The following is a 26,577-nucleotide window of genomic DNA, read 5'->3' as shown; positions in this document are numbered from 1 at the left end:
GGTTCCGTCAGCCGATCTTGGCGACGCGGCGCGAATGCCGTTCACCGCCCTCGAACGCGGTCTTCAGGAAGGTGGCGACGGAGTCCTTGGCAACCTCGATCCCGGTGACCCGGGCGCCGAGCGCGATGACGTTGGCGTCGTTGTGCTCGCGCGACAGGCGCGCGCCGGTCACGTCGTGGCAGAGTGCGGCGCGGATGCCGGCGTGCCGGTTGGCGGCGATGCAGATGCCGATGCCGGTGCCGCAGATCAGGACGCCGCGTTCCGCCCGCCCGTCGCGGATCGCCGCGGCGACGGCCGAGGCGAAATCCGGGTAATCGACCGAGGCCGGCCCGTCCGTCCCGAGGTCGAGGACCCCGAACCCCTCGGACGCCAGCCACGCGCCGATCTGCGCCTTCATCTCGTACCCGGCGTGATCCGAGGCGATTGCCACGGTACCTGCGCTCATCTTCGACAACTCCCGACTTCGGCAACTCCCGGTCCCTGCACCGGCCGGCCGCCGGGCGGGTGAAACGCCACAACCCCGCCGATTCGGCGGCCTCGGCCGGGAACCTACCAGATATCGGCATGCATCACCAGCGGCACACCACCGCAAGGACCACAAGTTGGATTCGGGCCGCCCGCGCCCAACGGACGCGAGAAAGCGCCCATTTTCACCACCGCTCATTGCCGCGGTACTGCCCGGCTTAACGACTTAAGCGATTCGGCTTAGTCCAGTGAGTCGGTGAGTTCCCGCAACGGCAAGCCGTCCTAAAGCCTTGTCGGGCGCACTAGTGCCGCGCAATTGCCGCGACACAGGTCGCCGCCTGAATCCCATTTCAGCGCCAACCTACTTGCGCACTCGCGACCAGTTCTGAACTCGGGCAGACAACATATTTGCACTGTGACGGTTTTTTATTGACAGCAAAAGCACTGTGTGCAACTTGGTTGCAGTGCTCAAAATGAATACCCAGGACGCAAGGCAATGAGCGACCCGCTCCGTACCGATTCTCCCGACAATGCGCTGCTCCGTATGACTGCGGAGATCGTTTCGGCGTATGTCAGCAAGAACGTGCTCCCGGCTCAGCAGATTCCCGATGTGATCAATACCGTGTACACGTCGCTGACCGGCCTCAACAACCAGCCTCGCGAGACGCCGGCCGAGCCGTTGAAACCGGCGGTTCCGATTCGCAAGTCGGTGACGCCCGAGTTCATCGTTTGCTTGGAGGACGGCAAGAAGCTGAAGATGCTGAAGCGCCATCTTCGTTCGACCTACAACATGTCTCCGGACGAGTACCGGACACGTTGGGGCCTGCCGCCGGATTACCCCATGGTGGCGCCCAACTACGCGGCGCAGCGGTCGGAATTCGCCAAGCGAATCGGGCTTGGCCGCAGCTCGGGCCGTCAGACGCGGCGCAAGGTCGGCTGACCGGAAAGCGGCGGACGGAGCGAAGCGACGTCGAACGGTACCAACGAGAAAGGGCCGGCCATATCCCTGGGGCCGGCCCTTTCGATTCCATGCGCGTGGCGACGGCCAACCAAGGTACGGGACGCTGCCGGCGCAGCGCTGTTCAGGCCGGCGCCGCGCCGATGCGCTGTCTTACCAGCAAAACGGGCATCACCCGCAATTGCGGGTGCCCGACAGCCGGCAATTGAAGCGCTCGACATTCTGGGACAACTCGCGGCCCGTCGTCGCGTTCTCCTCGTTCAGGCAGCGCAGGTAGTCCATGGTGCGGTCGATGTATTCGCGGACCTCCTGCTGGCAGGCGGTCATGCGGTCAGCGCTCACGAAAGTGGTGGTGTCGTCCATGCACACCGGCACGCCGGGCTTGACGCAAAGCGCCTGCGCCAGGGCACCCGGAGCGAGCACGACCGGGGTCCAGAGCAGGGCAATCGCGGCCAACATGGGGCGCATCGGCAAACTCTCCCTATCTGTGCGACGGGCCGCAAGAGCGGCCTTCTGGGCGACGGGCCGGCGGGCGGCCCCGTTCGAACGTCGAGACACCTTCTACAGGCGTTACGTCGCATGCACCAGTGCCCTTCGCCGAAAAACCCCCTAGGGTGACCCCGAGCAGTTCGCCGTAGATCCGGACCAGTCCGGACTCGACGGCAAATGCCGTTGCTCACCATCAGCAGAAGCCAACGACTTCAACGCGCCCCCGGCTGGTCCGGCGGGCGCGTTTCTTATGCGCGTCTTCAGCGCTTCGCTCCGGGGGCGTTGCGGTTGCGCTCCAGCACGTAACGCAACTTGGCCACCGCGGTGCGGGTCAGCAGCTCGCGGCTTCCCGTGGCGGGCCCCACGACCGACACCTCCGTGCCCGTCGCCGCGTCGATGGCGACCGCCTTCATGTAGCTTCCGATCCTCTGGAATTCCAAGAGGACTTCCGGATCCTTCCCGCTCATCGCTCCCCCCCTTCGTGGCAGCCATTCCGGAACCGGCGGAACCGTCGGCACCGCGCCCTGTTCATGACGGCGCACCACGATGCCACCGTTTCCATCCCCACCGCTTCCAAGCAAGGAGACCACCGCCATGGCAGCCAAGACGATGCAGGACCTGCTCATCGAGGAACTGCGCGACATCTACCACGCCGAGAAGCAGATCGCGAGGTCGCTTCCCAAGCTGGCGAAGGCGGTCAGCAACGAAACGCTGCGCCAGGCCATGCAGCAGCATGTGGAGGAGACCAAGGGTCAGATCGAGCGGCTCGAGAAGGTTTTCGAGCATATGGACACCCGCACCCGCGGCAAGCGCTGCGAGGCGATGGAGGGGCTCCTCGACGAGGCGCAGCAGATCCTGGAGATGGGGCTCGCCCCCGAGGTCCAGGACGCGGCCCTGCTCGCCGCGGCCCAGAAGGTCGAGCATTACGAGATCGCCAGCTACGGAACGTTGCAGGCCTACGCCACCGCCTGCGGCCTGAAGGAGGTGGCGCAGCTTCTCCAGGAGACGCTGGAGGAGGAGAAGACCACCGACAAGAAGCTGAACGATCTCGCCATCAACGACGTCAACAAGAAGGCGATCCAGGCCGGCGGCAAGAAGGCGGCGTGATCCGGGCGGCGCCGCCACGGCGCGGCGCCACGGTCATCTCCGTCGAAGGTTGCGGGGCATGGCACGAGCGGGATAGAACGGGGCCGTTCTTCTTTCCCGGATCGTGCCATGCCCCTTTCGTTGTGCGTCGTCGCCGCCTTGTCGGCCCTGCTGACCCTGGCGGCCGTGCCGGGAAGGGCCGGCGCGGAGGAGGCCGGGCCGACCAACCTGCCGCCGTCGATCCGCATCAAGCCGCTGATGCTGCCGGTGCTGACGCCGGACGGGCGGGTCGAAAAATACGCCCAGATGGAGGTGACGCTGGAGCTGGCGGATGCCGCGGCGCTGTTGACCGCGCAGGGAAACACGCCCAAGCTGCAGGACGCGATCCTTGGCGAGCTCTACAACGCCATTTCCGCCGGCTGGATCATCCGCGGCAACATCGCCAACGCCGCGGCGCTGCGCAAAAGGCTGGACGAGGCGGGGGAGGCGGTCGTCGGCAAGGACAAGGTGACCCGCGTCCTCATCACCCCCACCGCCCGCCAGTCCGCCTGGCCCTGAAGCCCGGCCGGAATGGGATCCATGCGCTTCACCTCCCTGGTCCCGATGCTCCACACCACGGACATGGCGCGGACTCGCCACTGGTACGAGACGGTGTTGGGCTTCCGGTGCGTCGGCGCGGATGGGGACCGGTGGTGCCATCTCGCCCGCGACGCGGTCTCCATCATGTTCATGAGCAACGATCATCTGGGCGAGCCGCAGGCCACCGCCACGCAGTACATCCGGGTCGATGACGCGCTGGCGGTGTGGGACGCCATCCGCGGGTCCTGCACGGCCGAGTGGGGGCCGGAAGACATGCCCTACGGCATGACGGAATTCGCCATCCGCGACCCCAACGGCTACCTGCTCAGCTTTGGCAGCCCGACCGTGAAAGGCGGAAACGCGCCCCGGTAGCCGGGGCGGCCCGCCGGAAACGCGCTTGCGCCCGCCCCCCGCTTCGCGCCACCAATGGCGACAGATAACCCAGGCATGGGATGCCAGGTAAGGAATGGAGGACGGGACATGACGATCGACAGCCGGGACATCACGGACTTGCTGGACCCCGCGGACATCGCCGATGGCCCGCTCGCCGTCCGCTCGCCCATCGACGGCGCCCCGCTCGGCCGCGTGCCCCTGGATGATTCCGCGGCGGTCGCCGCCAGGATCGGCCGCGCGCACGAGGCGTTCCTGCACTGGCGCACGGTGCCGGCACCGCGCCGCGGCGAGCTGATCCGCCTGCTGGGCGAGGAGCTGCGCGCCAACAAGCAGGCGCTGGGCCGGCTGGTCACGCTGGAATGCGGCAAGTCGATCCAGGAAGGCTATGGCGAAGTGCAGGAGATGATCGACATCTGCGACTTCGCGGTCGGCCTGTCGCGCCAGCTCTACGGCCTGACCATCGCGTCGGAACGGCCGGGACACCGGATGATGGAGACGTGGCACCCGCTGGGGGTGGTGGGGGTGATCAGCGCCTTCAACTTCCCGGTCGCGGTGTGGTCGTGGAACGCGGCGCTGGCGCTGGTCTGCGGCAACCCCGTGGTGTGGAAGCCGTCGGAGAAGACGCCGCTCACGGCACTCGCCTGCCGCACCCTGTTCCGCCGCGCCGTGGAGCGTTTCGGCGCCGATGCGCCGGAGGGGCTGCTGGAGGTGGTGATCGGCGACCGCGCGGCCGGCGAGGCGCTGGTGGACGATCCGCGCGTGCCCCTGGTGTCGGCCACCGGCTCCACCCGCATGGGGCGGGAGGTGGCGCCGCGCGTGGCCGCCCGTTTCGGCCGCAGCATCCTGGAGCTGGGCGGCAACAACGCCATGATCGTCACCCCGGCGGCCGATCTCGACCTCGCCGTGCGCGCCATCCTGTTCGCCGCCGTCGGCACCGCCGGCCAGCGCTGCACCACCCTGCGCCGGCTGATCGTGCACGTCGACGTGTATGACCGGCTGCTGCCGCGGCTGAAGGCCGCCTACGCCCAGGTCACCATCGGCAACCCGCTGGAGGAGGGAAACCTGCTCGGCCCCCTGATCGACCGCGGCGCCTATGAGGCGATGCAGCGGGCGCTGGACGCCGCGCGGGTGCAGGGCGGCACGGTCACCGGCGGCGAGCGTGTGCTGGCCGAGCGCTGGCCGGACGCGTATTACGTGCGCCCCGCGATCGCCGAGATGCGAGGACAGACGGCGTGCGTCCGGGAGGAGACCTTCGCCCCCATCCTCTACACCCTGACCTACCGGGATCTGGACGAGGCCGTCGCGCTGCAGAACGCGGTGCCGCAGGGGCTGTCCTCCTGCATCTTCACCAACGACCTGCGGGAGGCGGAGCGGTTCCTGTCCGCCGCCGGCAGCGACTGCGGCATTGCCAACGTCAACATCGGCCCCAGCGGTGCGGAGATCGGCGGCGCCTTCGGCGGCGAGAAGGAGACCGGCGGCGGTCGCGAATCCGGCTCCGATTCCTGGAAGGCCTACATGCGCCGGCAGACGGCGACCGTGAACTACTCCGGCTCGCTGCCGCTGGCCCAGGGCATCCGCTTCGACGTGGCGGGCTGAGGGGGGACCCTCTCCCGCCCGGCGGGAGAGGGTTTTCGAGCAGGCGTCCCAGCGTTTCCCATATTCAACAATTTCAATATGTGCAAAATATCATTTCACAAATCCATCCATCAACGCACTTGACGAAAGCCCCGTACACGGCTTAGATGGCCCTCGGACGGCCCGGAAGCCGGGAGTCCCGCGGCAATTTGAGGGCAGCAGCTTGCGCCGCGTCACCAAACGCTAAAGCGCCACGATCCCCGGTCGTGGTTCCCTTTCGAGGAGTGACCGGATGACCATCACCACCCGCACCGCCCCCGCCCCACGGAAAGTCCGGACCCGGCGAATGTGCCGGAGCTGTTGACGCGGCCCTTCCCGCGCAACCTCCCCACCCGCGTTCCGGTTTTTCAGACGACGGCCCGTCACGGACGGGCCGTGCGAGGGCACAGCCATGACCCAATCCCAGGCGTTCGCCATCGAGGTGCACGGCCGGTCGGCCGGCATCGTCGTCGGCCATGACGGCGACTTCACCTTCTTCGCGTCGGACCACAGCTTCCGCGATCTCGACCGCCAGGTCTTCCGCCGCGTCGGCCAGGCCGAACGGGCGGCGGCCCGCGTGTTCGCCGCGCGGCGCGACCACCGGCGGGCATAGACCGCGGCATCGAAGTCCCGCGGAAGGACAGCGGCATGATCAAGCTTCAATCCATCGAGAAGACCTATCCGGCGCGCGGCGGCGGCGCGCCGGTGCCCGCACTCTCCGGCATCGACCTGACGGTCGGGCGCGGCGAGATCTTCGGCATCATCGGCCGGTCGGGGGCGGGCAAATCCACCCTGCTGCGCACCATCAACCTGCTGGAGACACCGACCGCCGGCCGGGTGCTGGTGGACGGCGTCGAACTCACCGCCCTGCCCGCCGCCGAGCTGCGGGCGGCGCGCCGGTCGATCGGCATGATCTTCCAGCATTTCAACCTGCTCTCCTCGCGCACCGTCTACGACAATGTGGCGCTGCCGCTGGAGCTGGCGGGTGTGAGGAAGGCGGCGATCCGGCAGGCGGTGGACCCGCTGCTGGAGCTGGTCGGGCTGACCGACAAGCGCGACCGTTACCCGGCGGAGCTGTCGGGCGGCCAGAAGCAGCGCGTCGGCATCGCCCGCGCGCTCGCCAACGGGCCGAAGGTGCTGCTGTCGGACGAGGCGACCTCGGCGCTCGATCCGGAAACCACCGGCCAGATCCTGGAACTGCTGGCCGACATCAACCGCCGGCTCTCCCTGACCATCGTGCTGATCACGCACGAGATCGCGGTGATCAAGGAGATCGGCCACAGGATCGCGGTGCTGGACGGCGGCCGGATCGTGGAGAAGGGGGCGGTGTTCGACGTGTTCGCCCACCCCGTCCACGCCACCACCCGCGGCTTCGTCGATCCGGTGGTCAACCGCGGCCTGCCGGACAGCCTGCGGCACCGGCTGTCGCCGGTCCCGGCGCCCGACGCCAACCCGGTGCTGCGCATCACCTTCACCGGCGACCGCGCGACCTCGCCGGTGATCAGCATGCTCAGCCGCAAGTTCAACCTGGACCTCAACATCTGGCACGGCCAGGTGGACGAGATCCAGGGTTCCCCCTTCGGCACGCTGGTGGTGGAGGCGGTGGGCACGACCACCGCCATCGAGGCCGCCATCAGCCTGCTGCGCGTCAACAATCTCGGCGTCGAGGTGATCGGCCATGCTCTCCCCGGAAGTCTACGCGCTGCTGGTTAAGGCGACGCTGGAGACGCTGCACATGGTGGCGGTCTCCGGCGCGCTCGGCACGCTGGCCGGGCTGCCGCTCGGCGTGCTGCTGGCCGTCACCGGTCGCGGCGAGCTGCTGCAGAACCTGGCCTTCAACCGGGTGGCCGGGGTGGTGGTCAACGTCACCCGCTCCACCCCCTTCATCATCCTGGTGGTGGCCATCATCCCCTTCACCCGGCTGGTCGCCGGCACCTCCATCGGCACGGCGGCGGCGATCGTGCCGCTGACCGTGGCCGCCATTCCCTTCATCGCCCGCATCGTCGAGGGTGCGGTGCGCGAGGTGGACCGCGGCCTGATCGAGGCGGCCCAGGCCATGGGCGCCACCCCATTCCAGATCATCGTGAAGGTGCTGCTGCCAGAGGCGCTGCCGGCCATAGCGCTCGGCCTGACGCTCGCCGTGGTCAGCCTGATCGGCTACTCGGCGATGGTGGGTGCCGTCGGCGGCGGGGGTCTCGGCGACCTCGGCATCCGCTACGGCTACCAGCGATTCCTGCCGGAGGTGATGCTGGCGGTGGTGATCGTGCTGGTCGTGCTGGTCCAGCTCGTGCAGTCCACCGGCGACCGCATCGCGCGCCGCGTCAACAAACGCAACCCGACCTCGTAAGGAACACCCGATCATGCTTCGCACCCGTCTGCTCGGCGCCCTGGCGGGCGCCGCCGCCCTCCTCGCCACCCTGCCGGCCGCCTTGCCTGCTGGGGCGGAGACCATCACCATCGGCGTGACGCCCGGCCCGCACGCCCAGATCCTGGAACAGGTGAAGCCCATCGCCGCCAAGCAGGGGCTGGACATCCGCGTGCTGGAATTCTCCGACTACGTGGTGCCGAACCAGGCGCTGGCGCAGGGCGAGCTGAACGCCAACTCCTTCCAGCACCAGCCCTATCTGGACAACCAGGTGCGCGACCGCGGCTTCGACCTCGTCAGCGTCGCCAAGACCGTGGTCTTCCCCATCGGCATCTATTCCAAGAAGGTGAAAAGCCTGGAGGAGCTGAAGCCCGGCGCCTCCTTCGCCATCCCCAACGACCCCACCAACGGCGGGCGCGTGCTGCTGCTGCTCCAGGCGCGCGGCCTGCTCAAGCTGAAGCAGGGCGCCGGGCTGAAGGCGTCGCCGCTCGACATCGTGGAGAATCCGAAGAAGCTGCGCATCGTCGAGCTGGACGCCGCCCAGCTCCCGCGCTCGCTGGACGACGTGGACGCCGCCGCGGTCAACACCAACTACGCGCTGGAATCCGGTCTCGACCCGGTGAAGGACGCCATCGCCCGCGAGGACGCCGACAGCCCCTACGCCAACATCATCGCGGTGCGCGGCAAGGACAAGGACCAGCCGTGGGTGGCCACGCTGGTCGGCGCCTACCACTCCGACGAAGTGAAGCGCTTCGTGCTGGAGAAGTTCAAGAACGCCGTGGTTCCGGCCTGGTAACAGCTCCCGTGCCACGTCACCCTGCGTCCGGCGCATGCGGCTCATGCCGCCGCCATGCCCTGGACGCGGGGGGCCGGGCATACGACATTGCGGCGATGTCCGAAGCAAGGAGAGCGTCGCGATGATCGAACTGCATTACTGGCCGACACCGAACGGCCACAAGATCACGCTGTTCCTGGAGGAAGCCGGTCTCGATTACGAGATCAAGCCGGTCAACATCTCCGCCGGCGAGCAGTTCCGGCCCGAATTCCTGGCCATCGCGCCCAACAACCGTATGCCCGCCATCATCGATCGCGCCCCCGCGGACGGCGGCGAGCCGGTGTCGGTCTTCGAATCCGGTGCCATCCTCGTCTATCTGGCCGAGAAGACCGGCAAATTCATGCCCGGCGACCTGCGCGGCCGCAAGACGGTGCTGGAATGGCTGTTCTGGCAGATGGGCGGCCTCGGGCCGATGGCCGGGCAGAACCATCATTTCGTCCAGTACGCCCCGGAACGAATCCCCTACGCCATGGAACGTTACGTCAAGGAAACGAACCGGCTCTACGGCGTGCTGAACAAGCGGCTGGAGGGACGGGCCTTCATCAACGGCGACGACTACTCCATCGCCGACATGGCCTGCTATCCCTGGATCGTGCCGCACGAGCGCCAGCAGCAGAACCTTGATGACTTCCCGAACCTGAAGCGCTGGTTCACCGCCATCGCGGAGCGCCCGGCGACCGTCCGCGCCTATGAGAAGGGCAAGGCGGTGAACACCCAGCCGACGGTGAACGAGGAGAGCAAGAAGATCCTGTTCGGACAGACCGCGGCGACCGCGCCGAAGGGTTGAGCGTCAACGTCGGGTCCGCCCGGACCCGACGTTTCCCACCCCCGGGCGGCGTATCAGGCCGCCTTTCCCATCGGGGAAGAACCGAGCAGGGTCACATAGCCCTGGCGCTCGTGCCGCAAGGAGTCCAGCAGCTCGCCCAGGCTTTCGCGAACGAACGGGTCCGCGTGACCGACGACCTTCTCCTGCGTCAACTTGATGAAATCGTCGAGCAGGCTGATGTGCGCCAGGGAAGCCGCGTTGATGTTCTGCATCTTGGCGATAACGCTCATCGTTCGACCCTTTCGTCTTGCCCGGTGGCGGGGCTGGGTGGTGCGTCTTGATGAGGTTATTTGACAGGAGCGGAGTTAATGACTTACTAACGGCACCCTCTACAGAGCCTTATCTTGGGAACTACCCCCAGCGGCGGATTTTTATCTATCGAGGTATACCGAGGGGGTAGAAAAACCTGTACTCCCGGTCAGGCGGCGACGCTGTACGGCCGCTCGGCGTCGGCGGTGGCCGCCCGATCCCAGGCGCGTGCCATCAGGGCCGCGACGGGGTTGGCCAGTGGTTGCGGCCGGCCGTCGGGGGAAGGTCCCTCCATCCACACCACGCTTTCGTCGCCGGAGCCGGACAGTCGCCAGCCGCGCGTCAGCATCTCCCCCACCCGCCCGCGCGCGATGGGTGCGCGCACCGTCTCCTCCGCCGCGGAGGAGGTCCAGTGCGGGTCGCTGTCGGTCCAGAGGTGATCCAGGCGGCTGTCCATCGCGTCCTCCGTTCAGGCGGGGTGGAATGGAGAATGGGAAGAATTGGTTCTTGATGTGTTCCGGTTCAAGCTGGCATCGTCCGTCCGGCAAATCAAGAACTTTTGAAGAACACGATGCAGCAGGACGGGTTTTCCCGGCCTGGCGGTCGCGCCCGTCCCCCGGAATCGCCGCCGACACCCCTTGCCCCGGCGGCGGGTTTGACGAACAGTCGGTGAAGATACCGATCCGCCCACAGCGAGAGGACATCATGACCGGCAAGCCGGACGTTCGCACGGAAACCGACAGTTTCGGCCCGATCGAGGTTCCCGCCGACCGCTACTGGGGGGCGCAGACCCAGCGCTCGCTGCAGAATTTCCGCATCGGCGGGGAACGCATGCCCGCCGCCATGGTCCGCGCGCTGGGCATCCAGAAGAAGGCCGCCGCGCTGGCGAACATGGCGCTGGGCGCGCTCGACCGCCGCCTCGGCGACGCCATCGCGACCGCCGCGGACGAGGTGCTGGACGGCACGCTGGCCGACCATTTCCCGCTGGTCGTCTGGCAGACCGGATCGGGCACCCAGACCAACATGAACGCCAACGAGGTGATCGCCAACCGCGCCATCGAGCGGCTGGGCGGCACCATGGGCAGCAAGACCCCGGTCCACCCCAACGACCATGTGAACATGGGGCAGTCGTCGAACGACAGCTTCCCCACCGCGATGCACATCGCCGCCGCCGAGCAGATCCACCATCACTTGATCCCGGCGCTGGAGCAACTGCACGCGGCCCTGGCGGCCAAGGCGGCGGAGTTCGACGGAATCGTCAAGATCGGCCGGACCCATCTCCAGGACGCCACGCCGCTGACGCTGGGCCAGGAGTTCTCCGGCTACGCCACACAGGTGCGCTACGGGGTCGAGCGGGTGAAGGCCGCCCTGCCCCGGCTCCTGGCACTCGCCCAGGGCGGCACCGCGGTCGGCACCGGGCTGAATGCACGGCCGCGCTTCGCCGAAGCCTTCGCGGCGGAGGTGGCGCGCATCACCGGCCTGCCCTTCGTCACGGCCGAGAACAAGTTCGAGGCGCTGGCCGCCCACGACGCGCTGGTGGAGGCGCACGGCTCGCTCAACACCGTCGCCGTGTCGCTGATGAAGATCGCCAACGACATCCGCCTGCTGGGCTCCGGCCCGCGTTCGGGCATCGGGGAGCTGTCGCTGCCGGAGAACGAGCCGGGCTCCTCCATTATGCCGGGCAAGGTCAACCCGACCCAGTCGGAGGCGCTGACCATGGTCGCCGCCCAGGTGATGGGCAACCAGACCACCGTCACCGTCGCCGGCGCCACCGGCCATTTCGAGCTGAACGTCTTCAAGCCGGTGATCATTTACAACGTGCTGCAGTCCATCCGGCTGCTGGCCGACGCGGCCGTCAGCTTCACCGACAACTGCGTCGTCGGCATCGAAGCCAACCGCGAGCGCATCGGCCAGCTCATGCGGGAGAGCCTGATGCTGGTCACCGCGCTCAACCCGCACATCGGCTACGACAACGCCGCCAGGATCGCCAAGAAGGCGCACAAGGAGGGCACCACGCTGAAGGAAGCCGGCGTCGCGCTGGGGCTGCTGACGGCGGAACAGTTCGACCAGTGGGTCCGACCGGAGGACATGACCGGGCCGCGATGAACGGCTAAACTGGCGACAGTGGTGGTGATGGCAAGGGTGTCCGGCATGACAATCCCCGGCGGTCGCCGGCCCTGACCCGGTCCAGGGGGGACCGGGCAGGCGCTCGCGACCGGACCAGCGGGGCGGCCGAGGGGGGTCGTTCCATGAAGAAGCGTTCGGTGCTGATCTCCGGTCATCCCACCAGCGTGTCGCTGGAGGAGGAGTTCTGGGACGCGCTGAAGGAGGTGGCGCGGCGGCGCAACCTGTCCGTCAACGCGCTGATCGAGGCGATCGACGCGACGCGCAGCGGCAACCTGTCGAGCGCCATCCGCGTCCACATCCTGAACGCCTACCGCGCCGCCGCCACCGGTCCCGAGGGCGGTGCCGGCGACGGCTCCGACGACTGACCGGTCAGGGCGGCGCAGCGGGCGCGGCGCTGGGTCAGGTAGCGGTCGCGCATGGCGTCGTAATCGTCGAAGGCCAGCGCCTTGGCGCGGGTGTCGATCTGGCGCGTCGCCGCCATGTCGGCCACGATCTCGATCGATTCCACCATCACGATGGTCTGCCAGCCGGAATTGGCCGGCAACAGCGGCGCGAACATCGAATAGAGAAGGACGTTGGTGACCACCACATCGGTGATGCCGTCGCGCAGCGTGCGCGGCCCGATGAAGGGCAGCACCAGATACGGCCCCTCCCCCACCCCGTGCGCGCACAGCGCGAGGCCGAGGTCGGTGTGGTAGGGCTCCAGCCCCCAGCCCCTGGCCACGTCGTACCAGCCGAGCAGCCCGACCGTGCTGTTGACCGCGAAGCGCCCGGCCGCCGCGGCGGCCGCCTGCGGCTCCCCCGCCACCAGGGCGGAGACCACCGACATCGGCTCGTTCACGAGATTGGCCGCCATGTTGCCGACACCCGTCAGCCAGGCCGGTGGTGGCGCGGCGGCGGCCTCGTTGTTGCCGGGATCCGCCTTGCGCTCCAGCGCTCCATAGACCGCTTGGTTGAGGCTGAACATGATCCGGCTGTAGGTGTCGAACCATGGTGTTCCGGGGGGCGCCTCCGCCTGTGATTCGGCGCGCGCCGTGGCGGGGGCGAGCGTCTGGAGCGGCAGCAGGAGCAGGAGCACGGCAAGGAACGACCGGGGCACGCGACAACTCCCGCGCGGTTGGGGGCTGCGGCGGAGTGTAGCATGGACCCCACCGGCGCCACCCTCGTCTCGTTGCGGTGCGGAAGATGCGGCGGCGTCTGGACAGCCATCCGGCCGGCGCATTACACCGGATGGCGACCACCCCCACCCCTGGACACCGACCCCTTGGACACCGACCCGTGCCGACCGACCTGATCGCGCCCGATGCCACACCGCTGGATCTGTTCGCGCTCTGCTGGTTCGCGGGGCTGTGGGGGGTCTACACACTGATCCAGGATCAGGTCCTGCGCGGCCGGCGCGGCATCAACCAGCATCTGGTGGTGATCCGCCGGCACTGGATCGACCGCATGCTGGAGCGCGACAACCGCATCATGGACAGCCAGCTCGTCGGCCACACGATGAGCAGCGCCACCTTCTTCGCCAGCACCACCATGCTGATCCTCGCCGGCCTGATCGGCTCCTTCGGCGCCATCGACACCGCGCACGAGATCATCTCGCACCTGTCGATCATGGCGAAGACATCGCGCGACTTCTTCGAGGTGAAGATGGCGCTGCTCGTCGCCATCTTCATCTACATCTTCTTCAAATTCACCTGGTCGCTGCGGCAGTTCAACTACACCATCGCGCTGATCGGCTCGGCCCCGATGCCGCCGGTGGAGGGCGAGATCCGGCGGGTGACCAGCGAGACCATTTCCGGGTCGCTGACGCTGGCGATCCTCGCCTTCAACGGTGGCTTGCGCGGCTATTACTTCGCACTGGCGGCGCTGGCCTGGATGATCGGGCCGGTTGCCCTGATCCTGGCGACCGCGGGGGTGCTCGTGGTGCTGGTGCGCCGGCAGGGCTTCTCCCGCTCGGAACGGCTGATCTCCCGGCAGACGGATTTGCTGGAAGAGCTGCCGAAACCGTGGGGGCCGGACGGCCGATAGCCGTCAGCGCCGCCGCGGCGGCAGGCGGCCGTTGGCGTGGCGGCCCAGCCGGGCGCCGGTCATGTCCGCCCCGTCCAGCGCCGCCTGTTCCAGGATGGCCTCGGACAGGTTCGCCTGCACCAGGCAGGACCCCACCAGAGCGGCGCGGCGCAGGTCGGCACCCGTGAGGTTGGCGGCCCAGGAGCGGCCGGTGGGCTTGCCCGAGGGGTCCTTGATCTCGGCCGGGCCGAGGCGGACGCGGGTCAGGTCGGCGCCGGACAGCTTGGCGTAGCTGAGGTTGGCGCCCGACAGGTCCGCACCGATCAGGTTGGCGTTCTCCAGATCGGCGCCGGACAGGTCGGCCATGATGAAGCGCGCGCCGCACAGCGCCGCGTCGGTCAGCAGGATGCCGCGCAGGGACGCGGCGCTGAGGTTGACGCCGCGCAGGTCGGCGCGGGTCAGGTCCATGCCGTCCAGCTCCGCCCGCGTACCGCGGCTGCCGAAGCTCTCGATCCAGCGCTCGTGATCGTAGATGGCGCGCTGGATGGCCGAGCCCAGCGTATCCAGGGGGCGCGCCGTCAGCGCGCCGCTGAGGTCGATCTGGCTGAGGTCCACCTCGGCGAGCCGCGCGCCGACCAGATCGGCCCCGGCCATCACCGCACCGGTCAGCGTCGCCCCGGTCAGGTTGGCGCCGTTCAGCCGCGCGCCCGTCAGGTTGGCGTTGATCAGCACCGCCATCGACAGGTCGGCGTTCTGCAGGATGCTGCCGCTGAGGTCGGCCTGGGTCAGCACCGCCTTGCGCAGAACGGCGCCGGTCAGGTCGGTGCGCACCCCCTCGGCGACCGGCGTGTCGGCGCCCGCGTGCAGCACGGCCAGCAGCGCCTCCCGCATGTCCTGGCGGGTGCGGGCGGTGGCGTCGTCGGGGCGGTTGCCGGCGAGCGCGCGGGCGCGGCTGCCATCCTCCGGCGTGCCGGGGCCGAGGTCGGCCCCGCGCAGGTTCGCCTCCGTGAAGTCGGCGGCGCGCAGGCGGGCGCCGCGCAGATCGGTCTGGGTCAGGTTGGCGCGGCTGATGTCGGCGTCGCGCAGGTCGGTGCAGAACAGGTCGGCACCGGCGAGGTTGGTCGCGTGCAGCCGGCAGCGGCCAAGGCGGGCGCCGCTGAGCGTCGCGGCGCGCAGGTCGCGGTGTGCCAAGTCCACCCCTTCCAGGTCGGCGAGCGCCAGATTGGCGCGCATGCCGCCGGGAAGCCCCTTCACCCAACGCACATGCCGGTCGAGCACATCGCCCAGCTGATCCGGCCGGACAGGCGCTGACGGGAACGCGATGGGGTTGTGTGAGGTCGACACGGCAATTTGTTTTCAAGTTGTAACAAGCAAAAGTGAGTATGCGCGAACATGTGTTACCGAAGCCTGAATGGGTGCCTCGATCGACTGTGCTAACCCCTTCGTGCGAGTTGTTGCGAGTTTGTCACGAGCTGCGGCATTTCAGGAACACATCCTGGACAGCGTCAACGCCGTAAAATATTGATCCGCGACATTCGAGGCCAGCATGACCCCTCTCGCGCGACTGATCCTTGCGTTCGCCCTCGCCCCGGTCTGGGGTGCGGCTGCCGGGACACTGCCCGTGGACCCGCCCGCCACGCCCACCGTGGACGCCGCCGCGACGATTCGCGTGATCGCTCCCGACGTGGCGCTGGCGCGGCGGCTGGTGGAGGAGCGGCGCACGGTGGCCGGGCGCCCGGTGGATCTGCCGATGCTCCGCCGCTTCTACGCCCAGCGCGGGTTCCGCCCGCTGTGGCTGGGTGACGACGGGTCGGTGCGGGACGCCGGCCGCAAGGCGCTGGCGGCGCTGCAAGCGGCCGGGCTGGACGGGCTGGCGGCGGACGACTACCACGCCGGGCCGATCGCCCGGCGGCTCGACGCCCATAGTCTCGACGCCCACAGTGATGAGACGACGCCGGTCGAGCTGGAACTGCTTCTGACCGACGGGGTGATCGCCCTTGCCACGCATCGGCGCGCCGGGCGCATCGCGCCACGGTCGGTCAGCGTCGACTTCGCGGTGACCCCGCCGGCGATGGACCCGGTGGCGATCGGCAACGCGGTTGCCGCCGCCGCCGATCCCGCCGCAGCGCTGGAGGCGCTGGCCCCGCCGCAGGGTGACCACGCCGGCCTGAAGGCGGCGCTGGCGGCGCTGCGGGCGGCGGACGCCGCGGGCGGCTGGCCGCGGGTGCCGGCCCCGCGCGCGGCGAAGCTGGAACCGGGCATGAGGGATCCGGCGGTGCGGGCGCTGCGCCAGCGTCTCGCCGCCAGCGGCGACATGACGGGGGCGGCCTCCGCCTCCGACCTCTACGACGCCACGCTGCGGCAGGGGGTGGAGCGGTTCCAGGCCCGCCACGGGCTGGAGGTGGACGGGATCGTCGGCACCTCCACCGTCGCCACGCTGAACGTGCCGGTCACCGACCGCATCGCCCAGGTCGTGGCGAACATGGAGCGTGCCCGCTGGTTTCCCGCCGACCTCGGCGAGCGGCACGTGGCGGTCAACGTCCCCGACTACCGGCTCCAGGCCGTGGAGAACGGGCGGGTTGTGCAGGACATGCGGGTGATCGTCGGCACCAAGCTGCGGCGGACGCCGATCTTCTCCAGCACCATCACCTCCGTCGTTCTCAACCCCACCTGGACCGTGCCGGTGAGTCTGGCGCGCGAGGACTATCTGCCCAAGCTGCTGAAGAACCCCGGCTATCTGGCCGAGAAGGGCTTCACCGTCTATTCGAGCTGGGCGGCCGGTGCGGCCCCGCTGGACTCCCGCCGCATCAACTGGAAGGCGGTCGGCACCGGCATCGGCCGGCTGAAGCTGCGCCAGGACCCCGGCCCAGAGAACGCGCTGGGGCAGATGAAGTTCAACATACCCAACGGCTTCGACGTTTATCTGCACGACACGCCCGGCCGCGAGAAGTTCGGGCAGACGGTGCGCGCCTTCTCCTCCGGCTGCGTGCGGGTCGGCGATCCCAAGGCACTCGCGGCCTTCGTGCTGGCCGGCGACCCCGACTGGCCGGCGGAGAAGCGCCAGCAGTATCTCGACAGGCGCGAGACGAAGACGGTCACGGTGCGCCGCCCGGTGGCGGTGCACCTGCTCTACAAGACGGCCTGGGTGGACGAGGCCGGGCTGCTGCAGTTCCGCGACGACGTCTATGGCCGCGACAGCGAGCTGCTGGAGGCGATCGCACGCCGTGGCCTGTCGGTGCCGCGGATCACGCTGGCGCGGGGGTGAGCGGGGGTGATTCGCCGCGCACGGCGTCCGGCCGGTCGCCGCGACGCTCCGGGTTACCGTTCCGTAACACGGCCAAAGCCGAACCGCGTCAATGGCTTGGGTTCGTTAACCATTGATTGCTTGACACACAGGCCCCAAAAATCGCTTAACCGTTCCCAAGACACGCTTGAAACGCGCCCAAATCGAAGGCGTTCGGGGCAAATAGGGAACGACAATGACGGACCTTGAGGCTAGGACCGAACCCGCATCGGCGCCGGGCCGGCGCGACTTCCTGCGGCTGGGCATCGGGGCGGCGGTGGCGGCGTCGGTGCTGTCGCCGGTGGACGCGATGGCGATGATCAAGGCGCCGGCGCGCCAGCTCGCCATGCAGAACCTGCACACGGGCGAGTCGCTGAAGGTCGATTATTGGGTGAAGGGGCGCTACTCGCGCGAGGGCCTGCGGGCGATCAACCGCCTGCTGCGCGACCACCGCAACAACGAGATCCACGCGATCGATCCGCGCGTCCTCGACATCCTCTTCCAGATCAACCGCATGATGGGGTCCCGCGGGCCGGTCCACATCGTGTCCGGCTACCGCTCGCCGGAAACCAACGCCATGCTGCGCGAAACCAGCGATGGCGTGGCGCAGAACAGCTTCCACATGCAGGGCCGCGCCATCGACCTGCGGCTGCCCGGGCGCCCGCTGAAACAGCTCCGCCGCGCGGCGCTCAGCCTGCGCGCGGGCGGCGTCGGCTATTACCCGGAGAGCGAGTTCGTCCATGTCGACACCGGGCCGGTGCGGCAGTGGTGACCCCTTGACGGCGGACCGGGCACCAACCCGGACCACCGCGCAACGCATCGGCAGGCGCCGGGCCCGACGGGGGTCCGGCGCCTTTTTCGTTTTCCAGGCCCTCGCGTCGGGCCGATGAGGGCTCGCACAGCCCCAACCATCAAAAAAATGTCAAAAAGACGGTCGCACCGCCATGACCTTCAGCGGACTTGAAACCGCCCGGAAAAAATAAAACTTAATAAACTCGCCCCACAGATGTTTCTGTGATAGATTTGTCGGTATGTTTGATTGACGATTTCATGGGTTGAAGTCGACGTCATCCTGTCCGAACGGGCGATTTTTCCATTGATGACGGAGGCGGCATGCCTCGCGCAAAAGCGGTTCCTGGTCCGGTCGATCGATGGAGCCGCGTCGCGTTTCGAAGCGGCGAACTCGCCGCCCTCTGCGGCACGCCGCGGGCGGCCAACCCCCACCCGCCCGGCAGCCCGTCCGCCGGAAGCTGGTCGGACGGCTGGCGGAAACGCGCATCGCCGCCTGCGCCCATCCGGAAGACGGCGGCGCGCGGCCCGACCCCTACAGAAAGCGACACCGACATGACCCTCATCGACAAGCTGCCCGCCATGGCCGACGACGCTCTGGGTGTGCTCGGCGCCAACGCCGAGCGCCTGGCCCAGACCGGCACCGCGAAGCAGCAGAAGGAGGCGGCGGCCGTGCTGCCCGCCATCCGGGCGGAGCTCACCACCCGCCGGGAGCGCAAGGAGGCCGAGGCGCCGCGCCGCGCCACCGGTGGCCGCAAGACCACCAAGGCGAAGGCCCCCAAGGCCGCCGATCACACCGCCGACCAGCTTGGTGACCGGTGATGGACGGCCAGAAATACCACGTCGGCCAGGTCGTGCATTTCTGCGGCTGGGAAGTGAAGCGCGGCGCGCCGTCCGGCGACCTCCGCGTCGAGCGGCTCCTGCCGCGCGAGGGCAGCGAGCACCAGTACCGCGTGAAGGGGCTGGAGGACGGCCGGGAGCGCGTCGTCCGCGAAAGCCAGATCGCCGGGCGGGCGGTGGTGGAGGCCCTGGCCCAGAGCCTCTACGAGGCGGACAACGCCACCAACGTCCCCTGGTCCGGACGGGGCCGCCCGATCCGCGACCTGTGGCTCAAGGAGGCGCGCAGCCGCCTGGCCGCTGCGGAAAATCCGGACTGACGACGACAGACGAGCCACGAATGTTGCACAGGACCATCCAACGACGCCTCCGCGCCACGCTGGCCGCCGCCGCCGTGGCGCTCGCCCTGTCGGCCGCGGGGCTGTCGACCGCGGGGCCGGCAGCGGCGGCCGAACGCTACACCGGCAACCTCTTCAATCCGGGCAACCACGTCGCGGCCGATGGCACGGTGCGTGACCGGAACGGCCGGGTGGTCGGCCGGATCACCGAGGACGGCAACGGCGGCTACACGCTGGTCGATCAGGACGGCCACACCGTCGGACGCGTCGAGCCGGGCTTCAGCAAGGGGGAACTGGTCATCCGCGACGACGCCGGGCGCCGCCAGGGCACCCTGCAGCGCACCCGCGAGAGCTCCGACTGAGCGCGCCGGATCCGGACAGCGGACGCCGAGCATCAAACAGCGCGCAACAAAAAAGGGCGGCCGAAGCCGCCCTTTCCCGCAAACCGATGCAGCGCTCAGAGAGCGCGCAGGTTCTCGGCCGACACCTTGCCGCGGCGCGGGTCGCGCACGGCCTCGAACGAGAGCTTCTGGCCCTCGTTCAGGTTGCCGATGCCCGAGCGCTCGACGGCGGAAATGTGGACGAAGACATCAGCCGAGCCGTCTTCCGGCTGGATGAAGCCAAAACCCTTCATGGTGTTGAACCACTTGACAGTACCGATGGCCATGGGTCAGTCCCCGTTCTGGCGTTGCCGCCACACAACATGTGCCGCGGCATCAAATCACTTCGGGAAGTAACCCGGACCTGCGGAACAGGGCTGGAGAACACGTAACCCAGAGCAACTTCGATTTGCCGGATATGGGCCTGTTCCCCCCGACATGCAAGCGAAAGATTGCTCCCGGCGCGGAATTGCCACGAGGGCACGCTCAGTTCAGATCCACCGCGTGGCGCCGCAGCAGCTCCATCGGCACGATGGTCAGGGTCTGCTCGTGGGTGGCGCGCAGGCGCACCTGGGGGGCCCGGCCGGCCTCCGCCGCCTCCAGCCAGCGGCCGGCGCACAGGCACCACTGGTCGCCGGGCTTCAGGCCGGGAAAGCCGAATTGCGGCACCGGGGTGCTGAGGTCGTTGCCGCGTTCCTTGGAGAAGGCCAGGAATTCCGCCGTCATCACGGCGCAGACGGTGTGCTGGCCGACATCCTCCGGCCCGGTGCCGCAACAGCCGTCGCGGAAGAAGCCGGTCAGCGGGTCGAAGGAGCAATCCTCCAGCGGCTCGCCGTAGACGTTGCGGCCGCGGTTGCGCGTCATGTCCATGCCAGTCTCCCCCTCCCGTCCGGTGCATCCACAAGATGGGAGGGGGCGCGCGCCGGACAAGGTTCAGCCCGGCTGCCCGTCGGCCCGCGGGCGGGTGAGGATGGGGGCGTAGACCCACAGGAAGGCGGCGAAACTCGCCACCCAGGCGAGCCCCGCCGCGTGCAGCGCCGGCGTGTAGGCACCACCCGGCAGCTCCGGCGCCAGCGTGCGCAGGGTGGCAGCCAGCAGCAGCAGCGCGTAGGACGCGACCGTCACCCGCGTCGCCACGACGGGTCGGCCGGTGTGGCCGAGCGCTGCGCGGCTCATCACCGCCAGGATCAGGGTGGCGAAGCCGCCGGCGGTCAGCGCGTGCAGCCACGCCGTCGCATCCACCAGCCCGGCCAGCCCGTGCGCGGCCTTGAGAGCGAGCGCCAGCGGCACCCAGGCGTAGCCGGCGTGCAGAATCCACAGGATCGGTTGCCCCAGGGTGTGCCGCGTCTGCCAGCCCGCCAGCCGTCGCGCGTGCGCCACCGCGGCGACCAGCGCCACCGCGCCCGCCAACAGACTGCCGGGCAGGATCAGGTCCACCGGGATCATCGCCACGGTGGACAGCAGCGTCAGCCGCTCCACGCAGCGGCGGGTCGTCACCTCGGCCGTCACGCCGCGGGCCTTCAGCGCGTTGCGGGTGAAGGCGGGCAGGATGCGACCGCCGATCACCGTGACCATCATCAGCACCACCCCGATCCCCAGCGCCAGCCCCAGCCGCGCGCCGTCGGCGAGACGACCCAGCCACTCCAGATGGAACAGCAGGTTGGCGGCGGTGAGCAGGCCCAGCAGCACCAGGAAGGCGGTGTTGGCGATCTTGCCCGCGCGCACCAGCGGCAGGGCCAGCGCCACACCCAGCGCCGGCAGGAAGGCGAGGTCGATGACCGCGGCGACGGCCGGCGGCACGCCGCTCCACGGCGCCACAACCACCCGGCCGGCCAGCCACAGCGCCACCAGCGCGCCGAGCCCCGCGCCCTTCAGCGCCGGCGAGCCGGTCCAGCTCGGCACCGCGGTCAGCAGGAAGCCGGCGACCGCCGCCATCACGAAACCGAACAGCATCTCGTGCCCGTGCCAGGACAGGGCCGGCACCGCCGTGTCCGGCCAGCCGCCGGTGGCGAGCACCGCCAGCCAGACCAGCACCAGCGCCGGGGCGGACAGGCCGGCCAGCAGGAAGAAGGGGCGGAAGCCGTAGCCAAGCAGCATGGGCGTGCCGAGCCAGCCAGAGGAGCTGAGTGTGCGGGTGGTCATGGGCGCGTCTCCATCGCGGGGTCCGGGCGTACCCTAGGCCGACCGCCGCCACCCTCCTTGACCATCGTCAAGCGCAGCATGGCGTGGCACCATGGTGCGTCGCGGAAGGCGACCCCATATCAGGGGATTGCCGAAAACGGGGGACGGTGGAGAGTGTCGATGCGGGCGAGTGACCTGAAGAGCCATACGCTGTTGCGCGACCTGATCGCGTTCGACACGACCAGCCGCAACTCCAACCTCGACCTCATCCACCACATCCGCGACCATCTGAAGGCGCTGGGCGTGGACAGCACGCTCATCCACGACGCCGACGGCGGCAAGGCCAACCTCTACGCCACCATCGGCCCGACCGACCGCGGCGGCGTCTGCCTGTCCGGCCACACCGACGTGGTGCCGGTGGATGACCAGGACTGGGCGACCGACCCCTTCACGCTGGTCGAGCGCGACGGCCGGCTCTACGGCCGCGGCACGGCCGATATGAAGGGCTTCGTGGCGGCGGCGCTGGCCATGGCCCCGGCCTTCCTGGAGGCGGAGTTGGCCACCCCCATCCACTACGCCTTCTCCTACGACGAGGAGGTCGGCTGCATCGGCGTGCGCGGGCTCTTGGAGCGGCTGACGGCGATGCCGGTGCGGCCGGCGCTGTGCATCGTCGGCGAGCCCACCAACATGCAGGTCATGCTCGGGCACAAGGGCAAGCTGTCGCTGCGCTGCCACGTGCACGGCCACGCCTGCCACTCCTCCCTCGCCCCGCAGGGGGTGAACGCGGTGGAGTACGCGGCGGAGCTGGTGTCCTACCTGCGCCGCATGGGGCGGCGCTTCGCCGAGCAGGGGCCGTTCGACAACGCCTACGACGTGCCGTACAGCACGGTGCACACCGGCGTCATCGCCGGCGGCACGGCGCTGAACATCGTGCCGTTCGAATGCTTCTTCGATTTCGAGTTCCGGCATCTGGCCGAGCACCCGCCCGAGCCGATGCTGGCCGAGTTGAAGCGCTTCGCCCACGAGGTGCTCGAGCCGGAGATGAAGGCGGTGCAGCCGGCGACCGGCTTCTCGTGGGAGGAGCTGTCCTCCGCCCCCGGCCTCGACACCCCGCCCGACCACCCGGTGACGACCCTGGCGAAGCGGCTGGCCGGGCAGAACGCGCACGGCAAGGTGGCGTTCGGGACCGAGGCCGGGCTGTTCGGCACCATGGCCGGCATCCCCGCCGTGGTCTGCGGTCCCGGCAGCATCGAACAGGCCCACAAGCCCGACGAGTATCTGGAGGTGGCGGAGCTGGCGAAGGCCGAAGCCTTCCTCGACCGGTTGCTCCAGGCCGCCCGCCACGGCATCTGACGCACGGGCGGCCGGGCCGCGTGCAACAGACGCCCCGGCGGCCTGTTCTCCAGGAAACCGCCGATGACGGAGGTCTCGCACGGTGCCAGGGGAGTTCAAGGCATGACATGGCCCACCGAGGGCGTCCCGCTGGAGGACGTGCTGGAGCCGCTGCTGAAGGCCGCCGATGAGGAGGACGAAGGCTCGCTCGACGGCGCCATCAATGACGTGGCCGAGGCGCTGGCCGCTCTGGGCGTGCTGATCGTCGATGGCAGCGGCCAGCCGATCCCCGGCGTCACCGACGAGCGGGCGGTGCTGGGGGCGCTCGCCACCTACGGCCGCAATCTGGCGATGCTCGGGCGGCTCGACGACGCGCTGGAGGTGACCGAGCTGATGGACCGCATCGACCACCGGCAGAACCACAAGGGCCGGCCGCGAACGGCGTGATTCCCGCGCGGTTTCGTGGCATCGTGCGCGCCCTGCGGGGAACGGGCGGAGAGCGCGCATCATGGCTGGCAAGGACGGCGGCAACGGCATCGGCGGCATCGACCATCTGGTGATCGCGGTGCGCGACCTGGATCAGGCGCGCGACGCCTACAGCCGGTTGGGCTTCCTTCCCACCCCGCGCGGCCACCACAGCGAGCTGAAATCCGCCAACCACACCATCATGTTCGCCGACGGCGACTATCTGGAGCTGATGGCGCTGGAGGGCGAGCACCCCTTCACCGCCGGCACCGCCGATTTCCTTCGCGTGCGCGAAGGGTTGGCCTCGGTCGCCCTGAAGACGGAGGACGCGCGCGACGCCCACGCCCGGCTGTCGCTGGACGGCTTCGCGCCGCGCGACCCCATCGAGTTCGGCCGGCCGGTGGAGGGGGTGGGGACCGCGCGCTTCACCGTCACGCCGCTGCCCCCCGGGACCATCCCCGGCGCCGGCGCCTTCCTGTGCGAGCACCACACGCGCGACACGGTGTGGCGGCCGGACTACCTGAAGCACGACAACGGGGCGCTGGGGATCGCCGCGCTGGTCGTCGCCTCCGACGATCCGGACGGCACCGCGTCCCTCTACGCCCGGCTGTTCCACGCGGCCGTCGAGGCGGTGGGTCCGGTGCGGCTGGTCAAGGCCGGGACGGCGCAGGTGGTGGTCGCCCCGCCCGCCGCCATCGCCTGGGGCTGGAGCGCCGATCCGCTGGCGCAACGGCCGCGGCCGTTCCTGGCCGGGGTGGTGATCCGGGTCACCGACACCGCCACCGCGCAGCAGGCGCTCCAGCGCAGCAAGTTCCCGGTGGTGGGCGGCAACGGCGTGCTGCGGGTGAACTCCACCCACGCCTGCGGGGTCATGCTGGCCTTCGCCGTCAGCTTCGACCTGACCGGGCTGATTCCGTAAGGGCCCGGCGGGCCGTCACTCCGCCGCCGCCAGCACGCCCAGCGCGTCGCCGGTCAGGCGGTAGGGCAGCCATTCCTCCAGGTGCCGGAAGCCCAGCGCGGCGTAGAAGCCGCGGGCCGGGTTCCAGTCCAGCACGTTCAGGTCCATCCGCCGGCAGCCCTGCTCCACCGCCCGACGGGCCACCGCGGCCAGCAGGCGGCGCCCGACGCCGTGCCGCCGCGCCTCCGGCCGCACATACAGATCCTCCACGAAAATCCCGTGCCGGCCCTCCCAGGTCGAATAGTTGCGGAAGGTCAGGGCGAAGCCCACGGGCGCGCCGTCCAGCTCGGCGATCATCGCCTCGAAGACGGGGCGCTCGCCCCAGCCGTCGCGCCGCAGATCGGCCTCGGTCGCCTTCACCGCGTCGGGCTCGTTCTCGAAGACCGCCAGCTCGCGGATGAAGGCGGGGATGACGGGGGCGTCGGCCTCGACGGCCGGGCGGACGGTGACGGTGTCGGCGGGCATGGACACTCCATTGATGGACAGCGCGACCATACGTCAGGACCGCAGTCGGCCGAAACGTCGGAACGCGGCGGCGCCCGTGACGCCGCCCTCACCCGCCCTCCCCCTTCACCGCCTTGAAGGCGGCCAGCGCGCGGTCGCGCGCCAGGGCGTGGTCGATGATGGGAGCCGGGTAGTCGCGCCCGATCGTCACACCGGCCGCGCACAGCACCGCCGGGGGCGCCTGCCAGGGCTTGTGGATCCAGGCGTCGGGCAGCTTTGCCAGCTCCGGCACGAAGCGGCGGACATAGGCGCCGTCGGGGTCGAACTTCTCGCCCTGCAGGATCGGGTTGAAGACGCGGAAGAAGGGGGCGGCGTCCGCCCCGCAACCGGCCACCCATTGCCAGCCGGCGGCGTTGTTGGCGGCGTCGGCGTCCACCAGCGTGTCCCAGAACCACGCCTCCCCCGTCTGCCAGGGCTGGAGCAGATCCTTGATCAGGAAGCTGGCGGCGATCATGCGCACGCGGTTGTGCATCCAGCCGGTCTCCCAGAGCTGGCGCATGCCGGCATCGACGATGGGGTAGCCGGTGCGTCCGCGCCGCCACGCCCCGGCCGCCGCCGCGTCGTCGGTCCAGGGAAAGGCGGCGAAGCGCGGGTCGAGCGGCGTGTCGGGCAGGCCGGGGTTGGCGTGCAGCAGATGCACCGAGAACTCCCGCCAGCCGATCTCGCGCAGGAAGGCGTCTACCCCCGGTGCCGCACCCGGCCGGGCGTCGGCGGCGTGGCGGGCGGCGTGCCAGACCTGCCGCGGCCCGATCTCCCCGAAACGAAGATGCGGCGACAGGCGCGACGTGCCGTCGATCCCCGGCCGGTCGCGGTCGCCGCCATAGGTCGCCACGGGCCCGTCGAGGAAATCCAGCAGACCCTCACGCGCCGCTGCCTCCCCCGGCACCCAGGCCTCGCGCAGGCCGCCGGCCCAGTCGGGTTTGGTCGGCGGCAGGCCCCAGCCGTCCAGCGCATCGCCCGTCACCGGCTTGGCCGGGGACGTCAGCGACACCGGGGCGGGCAGCGGCCGGGGCGGCGGCGGGGCGCCGAGGCAGGCGCGCCAGAAGGGGGTGAAGACGCGGAAGGGGTCGCCGGACTTGTTGCGGATCTCCCACGGCTCGAACAGAAGGGCGGCGTTGTGGCTGCGCACCGTCAGCCCGCGCTCCCGCAGGCCCGCCTTGATGGCGCTGTCGACCGCCACCGCGTCCGGCTCGTAGCGGCGGTTCCACAGCACCGTGTCCGCCCCCGTCTCCGCGATCAGCGCGTCGAGCACCGCCGCCGGCTCGCCGCGGCGCAGCACCAGCGGCGAGCCCAGCGCCGCCAGGGAGCCCGCCAGGCGCGCCAGCGCGTGGTGCAGCCACCAGCGCGACGCGCCGCCGAGTGGGCGCCCGCCCTCCTCCAGCACGAAGAGCGGGATCACCGGCGCGCCGCTGGCGGCGGCGAGACTCAGGGCGGGGTTGTCGGCGAGGCGCAGATCCTGGCGGAACCAGACGATGACGGGTGCGGGCATGGGGCTCCAAAGGGGCCGTGGACGACAGGGACGGAACTGCCGGATGAGATGGATCGGCGGGGGCGGACGGCAAAGGCGACCGGCACTTTCC

General features: G+C 69.6%; 33 protein-coding genes. 21 read left to right on the top strand and 12 right to left on the bottom strand.

The window, feature by feature from the left end; genetic code table 11:
• Positions 1-7 precede the first annotated feature (7 nt).
• Positions 8-445, bottom strand: a complete 438-nt coding sequence (gene rpiB / locus HL658_RS24720) for a ribose 5-phosphate isomerase B (protein ID WP_180283799.1) — start codon at positions 443-445, stop codon at positions 8-10.
• 516 nt (positions 446-961) lie between these two features.
• Here rpiB and HL658_RS24715 point away from each other — a divergent pair.
• Positions 962-1,405 (top strand): Ros/MucR family transcriptional regulator, encoded by a 444-nt coding sequence (locus HL658_RS24715; RefSeq protein ID WP_180283798.1) that lies wholly within the window; start codon positions 962-964, stop codon positions 1,403-1,405.
• 189 nt (positions 1,406-1,594) lie between these two features.
• On the opposite strand, the gene HL658_RS24710 is transcribed toward HL658_RS24715, so the two are convergent.
• Both HL658_RS24710 and HL658_RS24705 read right to left on the bottom strand, forming a co-directional pair.
• Positions 1,595-1,891 (bottom strand): hypothetical protein, encoded by a 297-nt coding sequence (locus tag HL658_RS24710; RefSeq protein WP_180283797.1) that lies wholly within the window; start codon positions 1,889-1,891, stop codon positions 1,595-1,597.
• Between the two features lie 281 nt (positions 1,892-2,172).
• Entirely contained in the window at positions 2,173-2,379 is a 207-nt protein-coding gene (locus tag HL658_RS24705; protein WP_180283796.1) for a DUF6898 family protein, read from the bottom strand.
• A gap of 127 nt (positions 2,380-2,506) precedes the next feature.
• Between HL658_RS24705 and HL658_RS24700 the strand changes: the two genes are divergently transcribed.
• The 9 genes from HL658_RS24700 to HL658_RS24660 all read left to right on the top strand — a co-directional run bounded on the left by HL658_RS24700 (position 2,507) and on the right by HL658_RS24660 (position 9,571).
• On the top strand, positions 2,507-3,019 hold the full coding sequence (locus tag HL658_RS24700; RefSeq protein ID WP_180283795.1) for a YciE/YciF ferroxidase family protein: 513 nt from the start codon (positions 2,507-2,509) through the stop codon (positions 3,017-3,019).
• A gap of 108 nt (positions 3,020-3,127) precedes the next feature.
• The gene (locus HL658_RS24695) at positions 3,128-3,556 is read left to right on the top strand and encodes a hypothetical protein (protein ID WP_180283794.1); all 429 of its coding nucleotides are present in this window, start codon (positions 3,128-3,130) and stop codon (positions 3,554-3,556) included.
• A 21-nt stretch (positions 3,557-3,577) separates the two neighbouring features.
• A complete protein-coding gene (locus HL658_RS24690) occupies positions 3,578-3,949 on the top strand; it encodes a VOC family protein (RefSeq protein ID WP_180283793.1) in 372 nt (123 codons plus the stop codon).
• Positions 3,950-4,057: 108 nt separating this feature from the next.
• A complete protein-coding gene (gene amaB, locus HL658_RS24685) occupies positions 4,058-5,566 on the top strand; it encodes an L-piperidine-6-carboxylate dehydrogenase (protein ID WP_211109837.1) in 1,509 nt (502 codons plus the stop codon).
• Between the two features lie 430 nt (positions 5,567-5,996).
• The gene (locus tag HL658_RS24680) at positions 5,997-6,197 is read left to right on the top strand and encodes a hypothetical protein (RefSeq protein WP_180283791.1); all 201 of its coding nucleotides are present in this window, start codon (positions 5,997-5,999) and stop codon (positions 6,195-6,197) included.
• A gap of 35 nt (positions 6,198-6,232) precedes the next feature.
• Positions 6,233-7,297, top strand: coding sequence for a methionine ABC transporter ATP-binding protein (locus HL658_RS24675; protein WP_180283790.1), 1,065 nt, complete (start codon positions 6,233-6,235; stop codon positions 7,295-7,297).
• Positions 7,263-7,931: a methionine ABC transporter permease gene (locus HL658_RS24670; RefSeq protein WP_180283789.1), complete on the top strand. Its 669-nt coding sequence runs from the start codon at positions 7,263-7,265 to the stop codon at positions 7,929-7,931. Before HL658_RS24675 ends, HL658_RS24670 begins: the two co-directional genes overlap by 35 nt.
• A 13-nt stretch (positions 7,932-7,944) precedes the next feature.
• Positions 7,945-8,745 carry a MetQ/NlpA family ABC transporter substrate-binding protein gene (locus HL658_RS24665; protein ID WP_180283788.1) on the top strand — a complete coding sequence of 267 codons (801 nt, stop codon included), beginning with the start codon at positions 7,945-7,947 and terminating at the stop codon, positions 8,743-8,745.
• A 121-nt stretch (positions 8,746-8,866) separates the two neighbouring features.
• Positions 8,867-9,571 (top strand): glutathione binding-like protein, encoded by a 705-nt coding sequence (locus tag HL658_RS24660; protein ID WP_180283787.1) that lies wholly within the window; start codon positions 8,867-8,869, stop codon positions 9,569-9,571.
• 53 nt (positions 9,572-9,624) lie between these two features.
• Here HL658_RS24660 and HL658_RS24655 read toward each other — a convergent pair whose 3' ends face one another.
• Both HL658_RS24655 and HL658_RS24650 read right to left on the bottom strand, forming a co-directional pair.
• Positions 9,625-9,840 carry a hypothetical protein gene (locus tag HL658_RS24655; RefSeq protein WP_180283786.1) on the bottom strand — a complete coding sequence of 72 codons (216 nt, stop codon included), beginning with the start codon at positions 9,838-9,840 and terminating at the stop codon, positions 9,625-9,627.
• A gap of 188 nt (positions 9,841-10,028) precedes the next feature.
• The gene (locus tag HL658_RS24650; RefSeq protein WP_180283785.1) at positions 10,029-10,316 is read right to left on the bottom strand and encodes a hypothetical protein; all 288 of its coding nucleotides are present in this window, start codon (positions 10,314-10,316) and stop codon (positions 10,029-10,031) included.
• A gap of 248 nt (positions 10,317-10,564) precedes the next feature.
• On the opposite strand from HL658_RS24650, the gene fumC reads away from it, so the two are divergent.
• The gene (fumC, locus tag HL658_RS24645) at positions 10,565-11,965 is read left to right on the top strand and encodes a class II fumarate hydratase (RefSeq protein WP_180283784.1); all 1,401 of its coding nucleotides are present in this window, start codon (positions 10,565-10,567) and stop codon (positions 11,963-11,965) included.
• A 143-nt stretch (positions 11,966-12,108) separates the two neighbouring features.
• A complete protein-coding gene (locus HL658_RS24640; RefSeq protein WP_180283783.1) occupies positions 12,109-12,351 on the top strand; it encodes a ribbon-helix-helix domain-containing protein in 243 nt (80 codons plus the stop codon).
• On the opposite strand, the gene HL658_RS24635 is transcribed toward HL658_RS24640, so the two are convergent.
• Positions 12,294-13,085, bottom strand: coding sequence for an MlaA family lipoprotein (locus HL658_RS24635; protein ID WP_180283782.1), 792 nt, complete (start codon positions 13,083-13,085; stop codon positions 12,294-12,296). The genes HL658_RS24640 and HL658_RS24635 overlap by 58 nt on opposite strands.
• Before the next feature lie 179 nt (positions 13,086-13,264).
• Here HL658_RS24635 and HL658_RS24630 point away from each other — a divergent pair, with 179 nt between their 5' ends.
• A complete protein-coding gene (locus HL658_RS24630) occupies positions 13,265-14,011 on the top strand; it encodes a DUF599 domain-containing protein (RefSeq protein ID WP_343055314.1) in 747 nt (248 codons plus the stop codon).
• Positions 14,012-14,014: 3 nt separating this feature from the next.
• Here the strand turns inward: HL658_RS24630 and HL658_RS24625 are convergent, their stop codons facing one another.
• The gene (locus HL658_RS24625) at positions 14,015-15,334 is read right to left on the bottom strand and encodes a pentapeptide repeat-containing protein (protein ID WP_343055313.1); all 1,320 of its coding nucleotides are present in this window, start codon (positions 15,332-15,334) and stop codon (positions 14,015-14,017) included.
• 202 nt (positions 15,335-15,536) lie between these two features.
• Between HL658_RS24625 and HL658_RS24620 the strand changes: the two genes are divergently transcribed.
• From HL658_RS24620 to HL658_RS24600, 5 genes are all read left to right on the top strand, one after another.
• Entirely contained in the window at positions 15,537-17,255 is a 1,719-nt protein-coding gene (locus tag HL658_RS24620; RefSeq protein ID WP_180283780.1) for a L,D-transpeptidase family protein, read from the top strand.
• 214 nt (positions 17,256-17,469) lie between these two features.
• The gene (gene mepK / locus HL658_RS24615) at positions 17,470-18,045 is read left to right on the top strand and encodes a peptidoglycan L,D-endopeptidase MepK (protein ID WP_180283779.1); all 576 of its coding nucleotides are present in this window, start codon (positions 17,470-17,472) and stop codon (positions 18,043-18,045) included.
• A gap of 572 nt (positions 18,046-18,617) precedes the next feature.
• Positions 18,618-18,884: a hypothetical protein gene (locus HL658_RS24610; protein ID WP_180283778.1), complete on the top strand. Its 267-nt coding sequence runs from the start codon at positions 18,618-18,620 to the stop codon at positions 18,882-18,884.
• Complete coding sequence (locus HL658_RS24605; RefSeq protein WP_180283777.1) at positions 18,884-19,219, top strand: hypothetical protein; 336 nt, start codon at positions 18,884-18,886, stop codon at positions 19,217-19,219. The genes HL658_RS24610 and HL658_RS24605 overlap by 1 nt, the downstream gene beginning before the upstream one ends.
• Positions 19,220-19,239: 20 nt before the next feature.
• Positions 19,240-19,599: a DUF3659 domain-containing protein gene (locus tag HL658_RS24600; protein ID WP_180283776.1), complete on the top strand. Its 360-nt coding sequence runs from the start codon at positions 19,240-19,242 to the stop codon at positions 19,597-19,599.
• A gap of 95 nt (positions 19,600-19,694) precedes the next feature.
• On the opposite strand, the gene HL658_RS24595 is transcribed toward HL658_RS24600, so the two are convergent.
• From HL658_RS24595 to HL658_RS24585, 3 genes are all read right to left on the bottom strand, one after another.
• Complete coding sequence (locus HL658_RS24595; protein WP_180283775.1) at positions 19,695-19,904, bottom strand: cold-shock protein; 210 nt, start codon at positions 19,902-19,904, stop codon at positions 19,695-19,697.
• A gap of 199 nt (positions 19,905-20,103) precedes the next feature.
• Positions 20,104-20,487, bottom strand: a complete 384-nt coding sequence (locus HL658_RS24590) for a DUF2237 family protein (RefSeq protein WP_211109836.1) — start codon at positions 20,485-20,487, stop codon at positions 20,104-20,106.
• Between the two features lie 63 nt (positions 20,488-20,550).
• Complete coding sequence (locus HL658_RS24585) at positions 20,551-21,759, bottom strand: NnrS family protein (protein WP_180283774.1); 1,209 nt, start codon at positions 21,757-21,759, stop codon at positions 20,551-20,553.
• A gap of 159 nt (positions 21,760-21,918) precedes the next feature.
• Between HL658_RS24585 and argE the strand changes: the two genes are divergently transcribed.
• The 3 genes from argE (at position 21,919) to HL658_RS24570 (ending at position 24,454) form a co-directional block, all read left to right on the top strand.
• A complete protein-coding gene (gene argE / locus HL658_RS24580) occupies positions 21,919-23,091 on the top strand; it encodes an acetylornithine deacetylase (protein ID WP_180283773.1) in 1,173 nt (390 codons plus the stop codon).
• Positions 23,092-23,193: 102 nt separating this feature from the next.
• Positions 23,194-23,517 carry a hypothetical protein gene (locus HL658_RS24575; protein ID WP_180283772.1) on the top strand — a complete coding sequence of 108 codons (324 nt, stop codon included), beginning with the start codon at positions 23,194-23,196 and terminating at the stop codon, positions 23,515-23,517.
• A gap of 61 nt (positions 23,518-23,578) precedes the next feature.
• Positions 23,579-24,454 carry a VOC family protein gene (locus HL658_RS24570; RefSeq protein ID WP_180283771.1) on the top strand — a complete coding sequence of 292 codons (876 nt, stop codon included), beginning with the start codon at positions 23,579-23,581 and terminating at the stop codon, positions 24,452-24,454.
• Positions 24,455-24,469: 15 nt separating this feature from the next.
• Here HL658_RS24570 and HL658_RS24565 read toward each other — a convergent pair whose 3' ends face one another.
• Entirely contained in the window at positions 24,470-24,958 is a 489-nt protein-coding gene (locus tag HL658_RS24565) for a GNAT family N-acetyltransferase (RefSeq protein WP_180283770.1), read from the bottom strand.
• 88 nt (positions 24,959-25,046) lie between these two features.
• On the bottom strand, positions 25,047-26,486 hold the full coding sequence (locus HL658_RS24560) for a cryptochrome/photolyase family protein (RefSeq protein WP_180283769.1): 1,440 nt from the start codon (positions 26,484-26,486) through the stop codon (positions 25,047-25,049).
• Between the last annotated feature and the right edge of the window lie 91 nt (positions 26,487-26,577).

It is taken from the genome of Azospirillum oleiclasticum, assembly GCF_013423485.1.
GTDB lineage: Bacteria > Pseudomonadota > Alphaproteobacteria > Azospirillales > Azospirillaceae > Azospirillum > Azospirillum oleiclasticum.
Note: the sequence above shows the minus strand (reverse complement) of the source record. Positions and strands in the feature narration are given on the sequence as shown.